This is a genomic window from Amycolatopsis sp. CA-161197, assembly GCF_050942255.1.
Lineage (GTDB): Bacteria > Actinomycetota > Actinomycetes > Mycobacteriales > Pseudonocardiaceae > Amycolatopsis.
In genome coordinates, this window is the sequence record NZ_CP192059.1 from 6,365,001 (window position 1) to 6,382,573 (window position 17,573).

At 72.3% G+C, this 17,573-nt stretch carries 14 protein-coding genes and 1 pseudogene (1 of these 15 only partly in view); 1 reads left to right on the forward strand and 14 read right to left on the reverse strand.

Annotated elements, in window-relative coordinates:
• The 12 genes and pseudogenes from tyrS to ACQPXB_RS29730 form a co-directional block, all read right to left on the reverse strand.
• On the reverse strand, positions 1–271 hold the 5' end (the start) of the coding sequence (tyrS, locus tag ACQPXB_RS29675) for a tyrosine--tRNA ligase (protein WP_386949436.1). It extends 998 nt beyond the left edge of the window; the window shows 271 of its 1,269 coding nt (coding positions 1–271); the start codon lies at positions 269–271; the stop codon falls past the left edge of the window.
• A 32-nt stretch (positions 272–303) separates the two neighbouring features.
• Complete coding sequence (locus tag ACQPXB_RS29680) at positions 304–933, reverse strand: DNA-3-methyladenine glycosylase (RefSeq protein ID WP_366590542.1); 630 nt, start codon at positions 931–933, stop codon at positions 304–306.
• Positions 934–1,025: 92 nt separating this feature from the next.
• Entirely contained in the window at positions 1,026–2,441 is a 1,416-nt protein-coding gene (argH, locus tag ACQPXB_RS29685) for an argininosuccinate lyase (RefSeq protein ID WP_432845213.1), read from the reverse strand.
• Positions 2,442–2,466: 25 nt separating this feature from the next.
• On the reverse strand, positions 2,467–3,435 hold the full coding sequence (locus ACQPXB_RS29690) for an argininosuccinate synthase domain-containing protein (RefSeq protein ID WP_432845214.1): 969 nt from the start codon (positions 3,433–3,435) through the stop codon (positions 2,467–2,469).
• Complete coding sequence (locus ACQPXB_RS29695) at positions 3,432–3,932, reverse strand: arginine repressor (protein ID WP_366590535.1); 501 nt, start codon at positions 3,930–3,932, stop codon at positions 3,432–3,434. The genes ACQPXB_RS29690 and ACQPXB_RS29695 overlap by 4 nt, the downstream gene beginning before the upstream one ends.
• A complete protein-coding gene (gene argF / locus ACQPXB_RS29700) occupies positions 3,929–4,855 on the reverse strand; it encodes an ornithine carbamoyltransferase (protein ID WP_366590532.1) in 927 nt (308 codons plus the stop codon). The genes ACQPXB_RS29695 and argF overlap by 4 nt, the downstream gene beginning before the upstream one ends.
• Positions 4,855–6,060, reverse strand: a complete 1,206-nt coding sequence (locus ACQPXB_RS29705; protein WP_432845215.1) for an acetylornithine transaminase — start codon at positions 6,058–6,060, stop codon at positions 4,855–4,857. Before ACQPXB_RS29705 ends, argF begins: the two co-directional genes overlap by 1 nt.
• A gap of 200 nt (positions 6,061–6,260) precedes the next feature.
• A pseudogene (gene argB, locus ACQPXB_RS29710) lies at positions 6,261–7,166 on the reverse strand (acetylglutamate kinase); the annotation flags it as partial.
• Positions 7,163–8,323, reverse strand: a complete 1,161-nt coding sequence (gene argJ, locus ACQPXB_RS29715) for a bifunctional glutamate N-acetyltransferase/amino-acid acetyltransferase ArgJ (protein WP_432845216.1) — start codon at positions 8,321–8,323, stop codon at positions 7,163–7,165. The pseudogene argB and the gene argJ, both read right to left, overlap by 4 nt.
• Positions 8,320–9,348, reverse strand: coding sequence for an N-acetyl-gamma-glutamyl-phosphate reductase (argC, locus tag ACQPXB_RS29720; RefSeq protein ID WP_432845217.1), 1,029 nt, complete (start codon positions 9,346–9,348; stop codon positions 8,320–8,322). Before argC ends, argJ begins: the two co-directional genes overlap by 4 nt.
• 221 nt (positions 9,349–9,569) lie before the next feature.
• On the reverse strand, positions 9,570–10,046 hold the full coding sequence (locus ACQPXB_RS29725) for a helix-turn-helix domain containing protein (protein WP_432845218.1): 477 nt from the start codon (positions 10,044–10,046) through the stop codon (positions 9,570–9,572).
• A gap of 214 nt (positions 10,047–10,260) precedes the next feature.
• On the reverse strand, positions 10,261–11,844 hold the full coding sequence (locus tag ACQPXB_RS29730; protein WP_432845219.1) for an alpha/beta hydrolase: 1,584 nt from the start codon (positions 11,842–11,844) through the stop codon (positions 10,261–10,263).
• 130 nt (positions 11,845–11,974) lie between these two features.
• Between ACQPXB_RS29730 and ACQPXB_RS29735 the strand changes: the two genes are divergently transcribed.
• Positions 11,975–12,664 carry a DNA alkylation repair protein gene (locus ACQPXB_RS29735; RefSeq protein ID WP_432845220.1) on the forward strand — a complete coding sequence of 230 codons (690 nt, stop codon included), beginning with the start codon at positions 11,975–11,977 and terminating at the stop codon, positions 12,662–12,664.
• Positions 12,665–13,872: 1,208 nt separating this feature from the next.
• Here ACQPXB_RS29735 and pheT read toward each other — a convergent pair.
• Positions 13,873–16,443, reverse strand: coding sequence for a phenylalanine--tRNA ligase subunit beta (pheT, locus tag ACQPXB_RS29740; RefSeq protein WP_432845221.1), 2,571 nt, complete (start codon positions 16,441–16,443; stop codon positions 13,873–13,875).
• Positions 16,443–17,498, reverse strand: coding sequence for a phenylalanine--tRNA ligase subunit alpha (gene pheS / locus ACQPXB_RS29745; RefSeq protein WP_386949463.1), 1,056 nt, complete (start codon positions 17,496–17,498; stop codon positions 16,443–16,445). The genes pheT and pheS overlap by 1 nt, the downstream gene beginning before the upstream one ends.
• Positions 17,499–17,573 lie beyond the last annotated feature (75 nt).

Consider the following 17,573-nt stretch of genomic DNA (forward strand, 5'->3'; position numbering starts at 1 on the left):
TGTTGAGCGTGCGCTCCCCCGTGTCACGCGGGTCGCCGATCATGCCCGTCGCGCCGCCGGCCAGCACGATCGGCCGGTGCCCGGCGCGCTGGAAGCGCTTGAGCATCAGCAGCGGGACGAGGTTGCCGGCGTGCAGGCTGGGCGCGGTCGGGTCGAAACCGCAATAGAGGGTGAGGGGTCCCTGGTCGAGGTCTCGCCGCAAAGCGTCGATGTCGGTGGACTGCGCGATCAGGCCGCGCCAGGACAGCTCGTCAAGGATGTGCTCACTCACACCTGTAGATCCTCCCGCACCAGGTCAAGCGACTAACCCGCGGGGCGCACCTGCCGCCGTTTGCCGCCGCGCCGGTAGGCGGACACGGCGGGCGAGCCGTCGACCCAGAACCGCCATGGCGTGTCGATCCCCGTGGCGACGCCGACTCGCGGGCCGCTGCGGATCCGCTCGGGCGGCACCCGCTCGCCGACGCGCAGCCGGACCGGCGAAGCCGGGTCCGTGAGGTCCACGCCGTTCTGCGACAGATCCACGCGCAGCACGGACGTGAGGATGGCGGGTCCCTTGGCGACCTCGCCGTTCCCGCGGGCATTGGGTCGGCGGGCGCGCACGAGGTCCGCGCCCTGAACCACTTCGCCGGCGCGCAGGAGCACCCCGCCGGGCTCGTCTTCTTCCCCGCTGATGACGTTGGCGCAGAAGTGCATGCCGTAGACGAAGTACACGTACAGATACCCCGCCGGCCCCCACATCAGGGCGTTGCGCGGCGTCTTGCCCCGGAAACTGTGCGACGCCGGATCGTCGAAGCCGCGGTAGGCCTCGACCTCCACGAGCCGCACGCCGACGGTGCCGTCGGGCGCGTCGGCCTCGAGGACTGCGCCGAGCAGCAGGTGCCCCAGGTCGACCGGGTCCAGTGCCAGTTCCTCGCGCCGGAACAACCGGTCCACGCGTGCTCCCCTCGTTCCGCCCCAGCCTAACCGGCGGTTCCCGGGTGATCGGTCCGGCCGGGAAGCTCAGGCTCCCCGGCCGGGCCGGCGCGCTACTTCAGCCACTGCCGCACGGTCGTCACCCGGTCCACCAGGCGCTCGAGCTGCTCGGCGACGCGCTCGGGCGCCGTGCCGCCGCGGGCGTTGCGCGAACGCACCGATCCCTCGACGGTGAGCACCTCGCGCACGGCCGGCGTGAGGGCCGGGTTGATGGTGCGGAACTCCTCGTCGGTCAGCTCGTCGAGCCCGACGCCGCGGCCCTCGGCCACGCGCACGCTCTCCCCCGCCGCCTCGTGGGCCACGCGGAACGGCACGCCCTGGCGCACCAGCCACTCGGCGATGTCCGTGGCCAGCGTGAAGCCGGCCGGGGCCAGCTCGGCGAGCCGGTCGGTGTGGAAGGTCAGCGTGGCGAGCATGCCCGCGATCGCCGGGAACAGGAGCTCCAGCTGCTCGACCGAGTCGAACACCGGCTCCTTGTCCTCCTGCAGGTCGCGGTTGTACGCGAGCGGCTGCGCCTTCAGCGTCGCCAGCAGGCCCGTGAGGTTGCCGATGAGCCGGCCCGCCTTGCCGCGCGTGAGCTCCGCGACGTCGGGGTTCTTCTTCTGGGGCATGATCGAGCTGCCGGTGGCCCACGCGTCGTCGAAGGTCACGTAGCCGAACTCGGCGGTGTTCCAGATGATCACCTCTTCGGCGATCCGCGACAGGTTCACCGACAGCATCGCGACGGCGAAGGCGAACTCCGCCACGAAGTCGCGCGACGCGGTGCCGTCGATGGAGTTCTCCACGCTCGTGTCGAAGCCCAGCTCCGTGGCCACGGCCTCGGGGTCGAGGCCGAGCGACGAACCGGCCAGCGCACCCGAACCGTACGGCGACTCGGCGGTGCGGGCGTCCCAGTCGCGCAGGCGGGAGACGTCGCGCAGCAGCGCCTGGCCGTGGGCCAGCAGGTGGTGCGGCAGCAGGACCGGCTGCGCGTGCTGCAGGTGGGTTCGGCCGGGCAGAATGACCTCGGGATGACGCCGGGCCTGCGAGACGAGCGCGTCGACCACGTCGAGCGTGCCCGCGACCACGCGGCGCGCGGCGTCGCGCAGCCACATGCGGAACAGCGTGGCCACCTGGTCGTTGCGCGAGCGGCCCGCGCGCAGCTTGCCGCCCAGGTCCGTGCCCGCGCGCTCCAGCAGCCCGCGTTCGAGGGCGGTGTGCACATCCTCGTCGGCCACGGTCGGCGTGAACGCGCCCGAGGCCACGTCCCGCGCGAGCGTGTCGAGTGCCTCGAGCATGCCCGCGAGCTCCGCGTCGGTGAGCAGCCCCGCCTTGCGCAGCACGCGGGCGTGGGCCCGCGAGCCGGCGATGTCGTAGGGCGCCAGGCGCCAGTCGAAGTGGGTGGAGGCGCTCAGCGCCGCCATCGCCTCGGCCGGTCCGCTGGCGAACCGGCCGCCCCACAGGGCCACCGGCTGGTCTTTCGCGCTCACGTTCTGCCTTTCTGCCTCGGGCGTCTCACGACGCCCGGTGGGTCGGGTGGTCCGGGTGCTCCTGCCCGGTCAGGGGACGGTACCGCCGGCCGACGGGGCGCAGGTGCCGGCCGCGTCCGGCCGGCTCTTCGCCGCGGCGCCCGGTGACGACGGCGGCACCGCCGTGGAACACCAGCCGGACGTCGCCGCACACCTGCTCCTGGCTCTGCCGCACGAACGCGTCGAGCGGCTCGCGCAGCGGCGAGGACCACAGCCCGTCGTGGACGAGCTCGGTCCAGCGCCGGTCGACCGAGCGCTTGAACCGGGCCAGGTCCCGGTCCAGGGTCAGGTTCTCCAGCTCCTGGTGCGCGGTGATCAGCACCCACGCGCCGGGGGCTTCGTAGATCTCCCGGTTGTCCGTGGCGAGGTCGAACCGGCCGATGCCGTGGGCGCCGGCGCGGTGCCCGAGCCGCAGCACGGCCTCGGCCACGCTCACCGTCTCGCCGTCGACCGCCACGGGCACGCCGCGGTCGAACGTGATCACGGCTTCGTCGGGCGCGTCGATGTTGGCCGCGGCGTCCTCGGTGTAGGCGAAGACGTCGCCGGGTCCGTGCCACGGGTCGGGGTCGGCGACCACGACGGAGCGGCCCCAGAGCGTGCGGTCGGGCGACAGCGCGCCCTGTTCGCGTGGCCAGACGACGTCGGCGTCGCGCGCCCGGGCGAGCGCGGTCACGTGTTTCTCGATCAGCGGGCGGGCCAGCGACCCGACGAGCGGATAGCGGTCGTACAGCAGCGCGTTGGCCTGCAGCGCCGGCAGGCAGTGTTCGTTCGCGAACTCGGCGCGCGCGTCGACCACGATCGCCTCGGCCGCGCCGGCCGCGAGGGCCCGCTCCCGCAGGGTCGTGAGGTCGACATCGCCCGCACCGAGGTCGACGGAGACCGCGACCACGTCCGTCTCCCGCGCGAGACGGGCCAGCGCGGCCGTGTCACCGGCGTAGGCGAGGACGGTGGTCACAGCTCCTCGCCCTCCGCCGAACGCCGGGCCAGCGTGGTGAACCGTTCCGCGAGATCCCTGCCGCTCAACGGTTCCCGGGCGATGACGGCCACGGTGTCGTCGCCGGCGATGGACCCGACGACCTCCTCGAGCGCGGCGCGGTCGATGGCGCTCGCGAGGAACTGCGCGGCGCCGGGCGGCGTGCGCAGCACCGTGAGGTTGCCGGACGCGTCGGCCGAGACGAGCAGTTCCGCGAGCAGCCGGGACAACCGCGACGTACCGCCCTGCACCCCACGCACCGGGCTGCCGTCCTCGGGGATGACGTAGACCGGCGCCCCCGAGTCGGCGCCGCGCAGCTTCACGGCGCCGAGCTCGTCGAGGTCGCGCGACAACGTCGCCTGCGTGACCTCGATGCCCTCGGCCGCGAGCAGCTTGGCGAGCTCGGTCTGGCTGCGGATGGCCATCGTGGACACCAGCTCCGTGATGCGAGCCTGGCGCCCGACCCGGCTGCCGGTCATCGCCCGCTCTGCTCGAACAACCAGACCAGCAGCGCCTTCTGGGCGTGCAGACGGTTCTCGGCCTCGTCCCACACCGCGCTGGCCGGGCCGTCGAGCACCTCGTCGGTGATCTCCCAGCCGCGGTGCGCGGGCAGGCAGTGCAGCACGATGGCCTCGTCGGCGGCGCGCTTGAGCAGCTCGGTGTTGACCTGCAGCGCGCGGAACGGGCCGACGCGGTCGAGGCCGTCGTTCTCCTGGCCCATCGACGTCCAGGTGTCGGTGACCAGCACGTCGGCACCGGCGACGGCGTCGTGCGGGTCGGTGAACACGGCCGCGCTGCCACCGGTCTCGGTGCCGCGGTGCTTCGCGTCGAGCATCACCTGCTGGTCCGGCTGGAAGCCCTCGGGCGAGACGACCCGCACGTGCATGCCCGCGGTCACGCCGCCGAGCAGCAGCGAGTGGGCCATGTTGTTGGCGCCGTCGCCGAGGTACACCAGCGTCAGCCCGGCGAGCTTGCCCTTGCGCTCGCGGATGGTCATGAGGTCGGTGAGGACCTGGCACGGGTGGAACTCGTCGGTGAGCGCGTTGACGACCGGCACCGACGCGACCGACGCCATGGAGTCGATGCGCTTCTGCGCGAAGGTGCGCCACACGATGCCGTCGACGTAGCGCGACAGGACGCGCGAGGTGTCCTCGATCGTCTCCTCGCGGCCCAGCTGCATCGACCGGCCGTCCACGATCACCGGGTGCCCGCCGAGCTGGCTGATGCCGACCTCGAACGAGAAGCGCGTGCGGGTGGAGTTCTTCTCGAAGATCGCCGTGACCGTCTTGCCGGCCAGGGACTTGTTGCCGAGCGGGTCGGCCTTGAGCGCGTCGGCCAGGTCCAGGAGCGCGGCCTGCTCGGCGGGGCTGACGTCGTCGTCGCGGAGGAAGTGGCGAGGCATCAGTTCGGGTCCTTCGTGGTGGTGGAGTCGAGCGCGTCCGGGAGTGCGGTCAGGAAGGCCTGGGTCTGCCCGGCCTCGAGCACGAGCGGCGGGGCGAGCCGGATGGTGTCCGGCGCGACGGGGTTGACGAGGTAACCGGATTCCTGCACGGCCTTGGCGACCGCGGCGGACACCGGCTCGCGCAGCGTGATGCCGAGCAGCAGCCCGGCCCCGCGCACGCCGCTGACGAGCGGGTGGCCCATCGCCTCGACACCGGTCGCGATGTCCTTGCCCAGCGAGGAAACGTGGTCGAGCAGGTTGTCGCGCGCGATGGTGCGCAGCACGGCCAGCCCGGCCGCGCAGCAGACCGGGTTCCCGCCGAACGTGGTGCCGTGCTGGCCCGGCTTCAGCAGATCGCCCGCCGCGCCGATGCCGATCACGGCACCGATCGGCAGCCCGCCGCCGAGGCCCTTCGCGAGCGTGATGAGGTCGGGGACGATCCCCGCCTGCTGGAAGGCGAACCAGGTGCCGAGCCGGCCGATGCCGGTCTGCACCTCGTCGAGCACGAGCAGCGTGCCGGTGGCCTTGGTGATCTCGCGAGCCGCCTGCAGGTAGCCGTCGGGCGCGGGGATCACGCCGGCTTCGCCGAGCATCGGCTCGAGGAACACGGCGGCGGTGTCGGTGTCGACGGCCGCGCGCAGCGCTTCGACGTCGCCGAACGGCACGTGCGTGACCCCGGGGACCAGCGGCGCGAACGGTTCGCGCTTGCTCGGCTGACCGGTGAGCGACAGCGACCCCATCGTGCGGCCGTGGAACGCGCCCTCCGCCGCGACGACCTTGGTGCGGCCGGTCAGGCGGCTGATCTTCAGCGCGGCCTCGTTGGCCTCGGCGCCGGAGTTCACGAACAGGACCTTGCCCTGGCCGGTCAGGCCCGCGACGTCGAGCAGCGCCTCGGCGAGCTCCAGCGCGACCGGGTTCACGTACAGGTTCGACGTGTGGCCCAGCGTCGCGATCTGCTCGGAGACGGCGCGCACCACCTCGGGGTGGGCGTGGCCGAGCGCGTTGACCGCGATGCCGCCGACGAGGTCGAGGTACTCGGTGCCCTCGGCGTCCCACACCCGCGCGCCCTCGCCGCGGACAAGCGTCAGCCCAGGGGTGCCGTAGTTGTCCATCAGGGCCGACTGCCAGTGCTGCCGGCTCGCCTCGTTCGAGGTCGGGGTGGTCACGGGAGCTCCGTTCCTGGGTTCTCGGGGTTCGGGGTGGGCTCGGGGTTTGGGGTGGGCTCGGGGTTTGGGGTGGGCTCGGGGTTTGGGGTGGGCTCGGGGTTTGGGGTGGGCTCGGGGTTTGGGGTGGGCTCGGGGTTTGGGGTGGGCTCGGGGTTTGGGGTGGGCTCGGGGTTTGGGGTGGGCTCGGGGTTTGGGGTGGGCTCGGGGTAGACCATCGTGCCGATGCCTCGTGAGGTGAAGACCTCCAGCAGCACGGAGTGCGCGAGGCGCCCGTCGATCACGTGGGCGCGGTGCACGCCGCCCCGGACCGCGCGCACGCAGGCCTCCATCTTCGGGATCATGCCGCTGGCCAGCTCGGGCAGCAGCTTCTCCAGCCGGTCGACCTGGATGCGGTCGATCAGCGACGAGCGATCGGGCCAGTTGGCGTAGAGGCCCTCGACATCGGTGAGCACCACGAGCTTCTCGGCGCCCAGCGCCGCGGCCAGCGCGCCCGCGGCGGTGTCGGCGTTGACGTTGTGCACCACGCCGTCGACGTCGGGCGCGACCGTGGACACCACCGGGATGCGCCCGGCGTTGACGATGTCGAGCACCGCGTCCGGGTTGACCGCGGCGACCTCGCCGACGAGCCCGATGTCGACCTGCTCACCGTCCACAGTGGCCTGTTTGCGCTCGGCGGTGAACAGGCGCGCGTCCTCGCCGGAGATGCCGACGGCGTACGGGCCGTGGGCGTTGATCAGGCCGACGAGCTCACGGCTGACCTGCCCGACCAGCACCATGCGGACGATGTCCATCGTCTCGGGCGTGGTCACGCGCAGGCCGCCCTTGAACTCGCCTTCGACGCCGAGCCGGGTGAGCATCGCGGTGATCTGCGGTCCCCCGCCGTGCACGACCACGGGGCGCAGGCCGGCGAGGCGCAGGAACACCATGTCCTGCGCGAACGCCGCCTTGAGAGTGTCGTCGATCATGGCGTTGCCGCCGTACTTCACCACCACGGTGGCGCCGTGGAACCGCTGCAGCCACGGCAGCGCCTCGATGAGCACCCCGGCCTTCTCGGCCGCCGTCTCGAGCCTTTCGTCCGCGGAAATCAGGTCCTCCGTGCCGGTCATGAGGAGTAGGCGCTGTTCTCTTCGACGTAGCCGTGGGACAGATCGGTGGTGTAGATCGTGGCCTCGGCCGAGCCGACGCCCAGGTCGACGACGACCTCGATGGCGCGCCCCGACAGGTCGGCGGCCGAGCGGTCCGCGGCGGTGGTGCCGGAGGCGAACAGCGTGACGCCGTTGATCGTGATCGACACCGTCTCAGGATCGATCCGCGCGGGCGCGCGGCCGAGCGCCATCGCGATGCGGCCCCAGTTGGGGTCGGAGCCGAACAGCGCCGTCTTCACGAGGTTGTCCTCGGCGATCGTGCGGGCGACCACCACGGCGTCGTCCTCGGACGCGGCGCCGCGCACCGTGACGTCGACGTCCTTGGTCGCGCCCTCGGAGTCGGCGCGCAGCTGCAGCACGAGGTCGTGCGCGACGGCGGTGAGCTGCTCGGTGAGTTCGGCCTCCGTCGGCTCGACCCCGCTCGCGCCGGACGCGAGCACCAGCACGGTGTCGTTGGTGGACGTGCCGCCGTCGACGTCGAGCCGGTCGTAGGTGATGCGAGTGGCGGCGCGCAGCGCGCGGTCGAGAACTTCTTTGTCCGCCACGGCATCGGTGGTGAGGACCGACAGCATCGTCGCGAGGTTCGGCGCGAGCATGCCGGCGCCCTTGGCGAACCCGCCGACGCACCAGCCGTCCGCGTGCGCCGCGAACGCCTGCTTCGGCTTGGTGTCCGTGGTCATCACGCCGGAAGCCGCGTTCAGGCTCGCCTCGGCGCTCGCGTCGAGTGCCTTGACCGCACTGTCCACGCCGGACAGCACCGCGGCCATCGGGAGCCGCTCGCCGATGAGACCGGTGGAGCACACGGCCACCTCGATCGCGCCGATGTCGAGGATCTCGGCGACCTTCTCCGCGGTGGCGTGCGTGTCCTGGAACCCGCCCGGACCGGTCGCGGCGTTGGCGCCGCCGGAGTTGAGCACGACCGCCTTGAGCTTCTGCTGCTTCAGGACTTCCTGCGACCACAGCACCGGCGCGGCCTTGATCACGTTGCGCGTGAACACACCAGCGGCGACGTCGAGCGGGCCGTCGTTCACGACCAGCGTGAGGTCGAGCGCGCCGGAGGCCTTGATGCCGGCGGCGACACCGGCGGCGCGGAAACCCTTGGGGCCGGTGACGGTCACGGTGCCACTCCCACGGTGGAAAGTCCGGTGGCCTCGGGGAATCCGAGCGCCAGGTTCATCGACTGGACGGCACCGCCTGCGGTGCCCTTGGTGAGGTTGTCGATCGAGCAGATCACGACGAGGCGGCGCGCGTCGGCGTCCACGCCCACCTGGAGCTGGACGTTGTTCGACCCGAGCGTCGACGCCGTCGCGGGCCACATCCCCGCGGGCAGCAGCTGCACGAACGGCTCGGCGTCGTAGGCCTTCTCGTACACCTCGCGCACGGTGTTCTCGTCGACGTCGCCGATCAGGGGCGCGGTCGCCGTCGTGAGGATGCCGCGCGGCATCGGGGCGAGCACAGGCGTGAACGACACGGTGACGGGCTTTCCCGCCACGCCGGAGAGGTTCTGGGCGAACTCGGGGGTGTGCCGGTGCTTGCCCGCCACGCCGTACGCGCTGGCGGACCCCATCACCTCGGACCCGAGCAGGTTCGGCTTGAGGCTCTTGCCCGCGCCGGACGTGCCGGTGACCGCCACGACCGTGACGTCCGGCTCGACCAGGCCCGCGGCCAGCGCCGGGGCGAGGGCGAGCGAGCCGCCGGTCGGGAAACAGCCGGGGACCGCGACGCGCTTGGTACCCACGAGCTTCTCGCGCGCGCCGGGCAGCTCGGGCAGGCCGTAGGGCCACTGTCCCGCGTGCTCGCCGCCGTACCAGCGCTGCCAGTCGGCCGGGTCCGCCAGCCGGTGGTCGGCGGCGAGGTCGACCACGAGCACGTCGGGTCCGAGCTGCGCCGCGACCTCGGCCGAATGACCGTGGGGCAGCGCGAGGAACACGACGTCGTGGCCGGCCAGCGTCTCCGTCGTCGTCTCGGCCAGCACACGCCCGGCCAGGGGCGCGAGGTGCGGCTGATGCGTGCCCAGCAGCGTCCCCGCGCTGCTCGCCGCCGTCAGCGCACCGATCTCGACTTCCGGATGGGTCAGCAACAGGCGCAACAGTTCACCGCCCGCGTAGCCGCTCGCGCCGGCCACCGCGATCTTCACCGTCATACGCATGATTATGCACGACCATGCAATCTCAAACAAACAGGATTCCGCTGGGCCAGGTGTGTTTCCTGCCATGCCGAGGCGGAGCCAGGCCTGCCGCGCCGGTCGTCCGCGCCGTTGTCGCAGCTCCCGGCGTCGCGGCGACCGGGCCGTTCGCAGTTCACCCGATCGAGTGCTCTCGCCGGGGCCGTGCCCGCGGCCACGAGGGCCGCGGGCACGGCTGTTCACCGGTCCCCCTCGGCTGACTCGCGCAGGCTCGGCGGCGCGGGCAGGTGGTGGCCCGGCCGTTCCGGGTCGCAGCCGACGCGCGGCAGGCGGGAGCGGATGCCGCCTGCCGTGCGCTCGAACCGGCGGGCCAGCTCGGCCACCGTGTCGCCCGCGAGCCACGCGGACTCCAGCTCCGCGTCGAGCTCGGCGCTCCACGGTTTCCCTTGCTGAGCGGGCCGTTCGCCCGATCTTCGGCGCGGCCCGCCCGCGAAGGCGTGGAGGCTGCCGGCCAGGAGGTCGGCCACCGCCGGGACCACGGCGGTGTCGAGGTCGAGCCTGCCGTGCACGACGGACTCCCCGTCAGGCCCCTCGCCGCCCACGGTGACCGTGACGCGGCTCTGCTCGGCCGTCTCGCCCGGGCGGGCGACGACGGCGATCTGGTACTGGACGTTTCCGACCCGGACCTCGGTCCGGTGCTCTTCGATGATCGTCATGGCGGCGAAGGTAGCGCCCACCCCCGACAGAATCCGCTCACGGCCCGTGCCCGGCCGGGTGCGCTCCGAAATTGTCGGACCCGTGTCGTAGCGTTTTCGAGCGATCACGAACAGCGACCGAGGGGGTCCGATGGAAGGGCACGGATCAAGACCGGAGCACAGACAGAGGGTGCCCCGATCCGGCGAAGCGGACCGGGGCACCGGGAGGAAGGGATCAGAAGTGCGACAGCGCGCCCGTTTTGACCTGGGCCTGGGCTGGTGCCTCGCTCTTCTGCTGCGCGCCCGCGGCCGCCGGGACCGGCGCTGGCACGGGGTCGCACTGCGCGTCGGAGTGGTTGCCCGAGGTGCGTTTGGGCAGCGCGCCCGTCGCGAGGTAGTCGGCGACCTTGTCGTCCACGCAGGCGACGCCCGACAGCGAGCCGGCGTGCGTGGTGCCGCCGGGGGCGCTGATCAGGCTCGACTCCGGGAACAGCTTGCGCACGGCGAGGCTGCCCGCATAGGGCGTCGCCGCGTCGAGTTCCTCGCTGATGAGCAGCACGCCGCCGACCTTGCCGCCGTCCACCTTCACGGGCTTGCCGGCTTTGGCGGGCCAGTCTCGGCAGGGCGCGTTGAACCACGCGTTGCCCCAGGTCTCGAACGGCGCGCGGAAGTACGTCGTCCAGTTGTCGAGGCGCCAACGGTTCCAGCCGGTCGGCCACTGCACGTCGGTGCACTGGACGGCGCTGTAGACGGCGTACCCGTTGTCGTCACCGGGCGGGTTGGCGGCGTCGTAGAGGTTCTTGAGCGTCTGCCAGTCGCCGCGGTGCACCCAGCCGTCGAACGCCTTGGCCAGGTCTTCCCAGCCGAACACGTAGTAGCCGGCCTGCAGGAAGACGTCGGTCCACTCGTCGCCGCCGATCACGCCGCCCGCGGCCGAGCGGTCGAGCTTCTTCTGCTGGTCGTACCAGAGCGTCTCCACGGCGGCCTCGGTCTTGCCGAGGTGGTAGACGTCGTCGTACTTCGCGAGCCAGCCGAAGTAGATCTTGATGTTGCGGTCGAAGGCCACGTCCTGGTCCAGGTTGGCCTGGTACCAGACCTTGCCCGGGTCGACGTTGCCGTCGAGCACCATGCGGCGCACGTTCTTCGGGTACAGCGTGCTGTAGACCTGGCCGAGGTAGGTGCCGTAGGAGAAGCCGTAGTAGTTGATCTGCTTCTCCCCCAGCGCCACGCGGAGGCTGTCCATGTCCTGTGCGACGTCGGTGGTCTTGATGTGCTCGAGGATGGCGCCGTTCTTCGCGCACGCCTTCGCGTAGCCCTCGGCCTTGGCGAGCCAGGTGCGCTCGAGCTGCGGCGTCGAAGGCACGTACGGCGGGCGGTCGTAGGAGAAGTAGCCGCCGTCGCACCGCACGACCGGCTTGCTGGAGCCGACGCCGCGCGGGTCGAAGCCGATCCAGTCGTAGCTCTCGCCGGCACCGTGCGGCACGTACTGGCCGAGCACCGAGAGCCCGAGCCCGGAACCGCCGGGGCCACCCGGGTTGACCAGCATCACGCCCTGGTACTGCGCGGACTTGTGCTTGATCCGCGACACGGCGACCTGCACCTTGGCGCCGGAGGGTTTCGCATAGTCCATGGGGACCACGAGGAACCCGCACTCGGCGCCTGCGTTTTTCAAGCTCGTGGTCTGGCACGGCCCCCAGCTGATCGGCGGCGGGGTGTAGCCCGGCTTCGCCGCCCCCTGCGCTGCGGTGGCGGCCGGCGCGGCGGCCATCGTCCCGACCGCGACACCCGCGGCAGCCAGGACGGCAAGGATCTTCTTCACGGTGGCCCTCTTCGCTCGCGGGTTACCCGAATTGGTCGAAACTACCCACAACCCGGAACAATCTCCTCGCACGACACGACTTGCGCCAGCCGTCGCCCACCGCCGGCCGGCGCGGTGGAGGTGAGCGCGGATGGGTGTGGACAAGGCGTTGGTCTCGGCTGTCCGAACCGGACTCGCCGCCCGGGCGGACCCGGCGAAAGCGCCCGCCATGCAGGCGTACATGAAGTCGGCGATGCCGTATCGCGGGGTGGCCAAGCCCGCGCGCGCCGCGCTGATGAAAGAGGTCCTGGCCGCCCACGTTCTGCCCGATCGGGTGAGTTTTTCAACGACGGTGCTGGCCCTGTGGCGCGACGCGGAATTCCGCGAGGAGCGCTACGCGGCGATCGATCTGTCGGGCCACCGCGCGTACCGGCGGTGGCAGGACCCGGACCTGCTCGGCCTCTACGAGGAGCTCATCGTGGACGGTGCGTGGTGGGACTTCGTCGACGAGGTCGCGATCCGCCGCGTCGGCCCGATCCTGCGCGAGTACCGCGCGGACGTCACGCCGGTGCTCCTGCGCTGGGCCACCGACCCCGACCGCTGGCGGCGCCGCACCGCCGTCATCTGCCAGGTGTCGACGAAGACGGCCGTCGACCACACGCTGCTGACGGCGGCGATCGAAGCCAACCTCGATGACCGGGACTTCTTCTTGAGGAAGGGCATCGGCTGGGCGTTGCGCGACCACGCCAAAACCGAGCCGGACTGGGTGCGCTCCTTCGTGCGCGACCACCCGGGGCTGTCCCCACTGTCCACACGGGAGGCTTTGAAGAACCTGACCTGACCACGATCGGCCGAACGAACGGAGAGACCAGGCACGGAGCAGCCGCCGCCAGGCGCGGCACCAGCAGCCGATGACGGTACGGCGAGCGCTCTGCCGACCCCGCGACCGGGCGACCCGGAGACGGGCCACGCAGCAGCCGCCGTGTATCGCCGAGCGAAGCGCACGACCCGGCTGAGGCGGGCAACCAGCGCAGCCTGGCCGCCGCGGGCGACCCCGCGGCGAAGGCCGAGAGGACGCCCGCGAACCGAGCCGCTCAGGCCGGCATTCGGGGCAGGGCAACGCACGCAGCCGGGCGGCCACTCGCGGTGGGCACCGGGCAGGCACCCGAAGTCGGTGCCAGGGCAGCACCCGGGCAGTCACCCCGGGACCAGCGCCCGACGGGCAACCGACCCTGGCACCCGTGCCGGGCGCCAAGGCCGAACCCTCGACAGGCGCCCGAGGCAAGCAGCGCGCGGGCCGCTCGCAGCGAGCAGCCACAGCAGGCACTCTGGGTCAACGCCCGTGGCGGGCGGTCGTAGTGGGCGCTGGGCCCGGCGGGCACCCGGGGACGACCCCTAGTGGGCCGTCGCCGCGCGTGCCCGCGACGGGTGTCCGAGGCCGATACTTCGATGGGCGACCGAGGCAGGTACCGGGCTGGCCACTCGCAGCGCGCAGCCACGGCAGGCCGCTTTGGTCAGCGCGAGCGGCAAGCACTCGTGGCGGGCGCCGGGGCACGCCGGCGAATGGCCACACGCAGCGGGAAGCCCGGGGCTGCCATCCCGCGCAAGCGCCCGAGGCCGGCACCTGGGTGGACACCCGGCGCAAGCGCCTGGGACTGCCACTCGCGGCAGAGACCCAGGGAGCCCGCTCGTGAGTAGCCGTGGCAGGCGTCCGAGATGGCGCTGAGGCAGGAACTCGTGGCGGGCACCCGGGTCGGCGCCGCCGCAGCCGCCAGAAGTCGGCACCGGGACAGGCACCCGGGGTCGCCGCCGCGGCAAGCGGTCGAAGTCGGCACCAGGGCAGGCACCCGAGGTGCGCGCCGCGGCAAGCGGTCGAAGTCGGCACCAGGCCAGGCACCCGAGGTGCGCGCCGCGGCAAGCGGTCGAAGTCGGCACCAGGCCAGGCACCCGGGCAGGCAGCGACCGGAGAGACGGCAGTGGGCCGGAAACTCCGCGGTGAGGCGGTGTCTCCGGCCCACTGGGCCGACGTCGGGCAGGTGCCCGGCAGGGTCAGGCGCGCAGCGTGGCGCCGAAGCGGTCGCCGGCGGCGGAGACCGCGGCGTCGCGGGCCTTGGTGGCTTCGTCGACCGTCAGGGTGCGGTCCGGGGCGCGGAAGCGGAGCTTGTAGGCCAGGGACTGTTTGCCGTCGCCGATTTGGGTGCCGGTGTAGACGTCGAAGAGGGTGATGTCTTCGAGGAGGTCGCCGGCGCCCGAGCGGAGGACCTCGGCGAGGTCGGCGGACGGGACGTCGGAGGCGGCGACCAGGGCGACGTCGAGCAGCACCGGCGGGTAGGCCGACACGCTCGGGGCCGGGCGGGAGTCCGGCAGCGGGATGGCGTCGAGGTCGAGCTCCATCGCCACCGTGCGGGGCGGGAGGCCCAGGGCCTCGACGACCTTCGGGTGCAGCTCGCCCGCGTGGCCCACCGGCCAGTCGCCCACGCGCAGCTGGGCGCAGCGGCCCGGGTGCCACGGCGGGAGGTCCGACGCCTGCACCGTGAGCTCCACGCCGGCGGCCTCGGCCACCAGGCGGGCGGCCTCGACGGCGTCGGCCCAGGAGGCCGGCTCGCCCTTGCCCCACCAGCCGGCGCGGCGGCGCAGGCCCGTGAGCACGACGGCGACGTGCACCGGCTGGGCGGGCACGGCGGCCTCCAGCACGGCGAGCTCCTCGTCGCTCGGCCGGTGCTCGACGCCGAGGTCCGGCACCTTCAGCTGGTGCGGCTTCGGCAGCACGACCTGGCCGATGTGGAAGAGCGACACGTCCTTCATGCCGCGGGACACGTTGCGCTGCAGCGTGTCGAGCAGGCCGGGCAGCAGTGTCGTCGACATGCGGTCGTGGTCGGCCTCGAGCGGGTTGCGCACGAGGACGGTGTTGCGGCGCACGTCGTCCTCAGGCAGGCCGAAGGCGTCCCACACCGAGTCGCTGACGAACGGGAAAGGCAGCACCTCGACGTGACCCGCCTCGGCCAGCGCGCGGGCGACGCTGCGGCGGCGCTTCTGCTCCTCGGTGAGGCCACGGCCCGCGGGCGCCGCCGGCAGGACCGACGGGATGCTCTCGTAGCCCTCGAGCCGCAGCACCTCCTCGACGAGGTCGGCGGGCTGCACGAGGTCGGCGCGCCAGCTCGGCGGCGTCGCGGTGACCGACGAAATGCCCGCATCGCTGGTGCTCACCTGGACCTTGCAGCCGATCTGCGTGAGCCGCCGGACGGTGACGCCGCGCTCGTAGCGCACGCCCGCCACCTGGTCGGGCAGGTTGATCGGCATGGTGACCGGCGGCAGCGGCGCCACGCCGCCCTCGTCGGTACGGCCCGGCTGGATGGCGCCCTCGCCGTACTGGCGCAGCAGCCGGGCGGCCAGCTCGACGGCGGCCGCGCACAGACCCGGGTCGGTGAAGCGCTCGAAGCGCTTCGCCGCCTCCGAGAACAGCTTGTGGCGACGCGCCGTGCGGCTGATCGACGCGGGGTTCCAGTGCGCCGCTTCGAGAAGCACGTCGGTGCTCTCCGGGGTGATCTCCGTGCTGGCGCCACCCATGGTGCCCGCGAGCGAGATCACGCCGGAGTCGTCGGCGATCACGATGTCGTCGGCGTCGAGGGTGCGCACGACGTCGTCCAAAGTGGTCAGTTTCTCGCCCTGCCGAGCGCGCCGCACCACCAGGTCGCCCTGGATGGCGGTGGTCGCGAACGCGTGGAGCGGGTGGCCGAGCTCGAGCATCACATAGTTGGTAACGTCGACCGCCAGCGAGATCGAGCGGATCCCGGCCAGCATCAGCCGGCGGCGCATCCACCACGGCGACGGGGCCGTGGCGTCGAGGCCCTTCACGCGGCGCAGCACGAACCGCGGGCAGCCTTCGGGGTCCTCGACCCGCACCGGCCACGCGTCGCCCTCGGCCTCGGGGATGTCGAGCATCGCCGGGTCGCCGAACGGCACGTCGAGCGCATTGGACAGCTCGCGCGCGAGACCGCGGATCGACAGCGCGTAGCCACGGTCCGGGGTCGGCGTGACCTCGATGACGGTGTCGGTGAGCCCCAGCAACGCGATCGCGTCGTCGCCCGGGCTCGCGGTGCCCGGCGGCAGCACGAGGATGCCGCTGTGGTCCTCGCCGAGGCCCAGCTCCTTGGCGGAGCAGATCATGCCGTCGCTGACCTTGCCGTACGTCTTGCGCGCGGCGATCTCGAAGTCGCCCGGCAGCACGACGCCCGGCAGCGCGACCACGACGAGGTCGCCCTCGGCGAAGTTGCTGGCACCGCAGACGATGCCGCGGGTCTTGATGCCGTGGGGGCCCTCGTTCTCGATCGGGCCTTCGTCGTCGTCCTCGTCTTCGTCCTCATCGGAGGAGCCGGTGTCCTCTTCGGACTCCGGCTCCTCGCCGACCTCGACGCGGCAGAACCGCACCGGCTTCTTGAAGCCCGTCAGTTCCTCGATCTCGGCGACGCGCCCGACCACGAGCGGGCCGGTCACGGGGCCGAGCTCGCTCAGCTCGTCGACCTCGATCCCGATCCGCACGAAGGCGTCGGCCAGGTCCTGGGGCGTGACCTCGTCACCCACGTCGAGGTGCTCGGTCAGCCAGCTCACCGGGACTCGCACTACGCCTCCGTTCCGAAGGGAAGGGTGAACCGGACGTCGCCTTCGACCATGTCGCGCATGTCCGGGATGCCGTTGCGGAACTGCAGGGTCCGCTCGATGCCCATGCCGAACGCGAAGCCCGAGTACACCTCGGGGTCGACGCCGCACGCACGCAGCACGTTGGGGTTGACCATGCCGCAGCCGCCCCACTCGACCCAGCCGGGGCCGCCCTTCTTCTCCTCGAACCACACGTCCACCTCGGCGGAGGGCTCGGTGAAGGGGAAGAAGTGCGGGCGCAGCCGCGTCTTGGAGCTCTCGCCGAACATCGCGCGCGCGAACGCGTCGAGCGTGCCCTTGAGGTGGGCCATGGTGATGCCCTTGTCCACGGCCAGGCCCTCGACCTGCGTGAACACCGGCGTGTGCGTGGAGTCCAGCTCGTCGGTGCGGTAGGTGCGGCCCGGGCACACGACGTAGACCGGCAGGTCGCGGTGCAGGAGGCTGCGGGCCTGCACGGGCGAGGTGTGCGTGCGCAGCACCAGCCCGGAGTCCTCTTCGCCCACGTAGAACGTGTCCTGCAGCTGGCGTGCGGGGTGGTCCTTGCCAAAGTTCAGCGCGTCGAAGTTGAACCACTCGGCCTCGAGCTCGGGGCCTTCCGCGACCTCGTAGCCCATCGCGATGAAGGCGTCGGCCACGCGCTCGGACACGGTGCTGATCGGGTGCCGGGCACCGCGCGGGATCTGGTCCCACGGCAGCGTGACGTCGACGGCCTCTTCGCGCAGCACGTGCTCGTCCCGCTCGGCCTGCAGCACGGCACGGCGCTCGTCGAACGCGGCCTGGACGGCCTGGCGGGCCTCGTTGACCCGCTTGCCGGCGTCGGCCTTCTCCTGCTTGGACAGCGCACCGATGGCCCGGCGCGCGAGCAGCAGCGGCGCCTGGTCCCCGAGGTGCGCCGGCTTGACGGCGGCGAGCGCCTCCAGGTCGGCAGCGCCCGCGAAGGCCTCTTCGGCCGCCTTGATCGCCGCACGCAGGGTTTCCGGTGCGAGCACGTCGACCGGCTTGTCTGTGGCTCCGGACATGACTCCTCGGCGTCCACTGGGACGGGTTGAGCGGCAGCGCACGGGCAGGCAGCCGCACGTGCACATCGGGCAGCC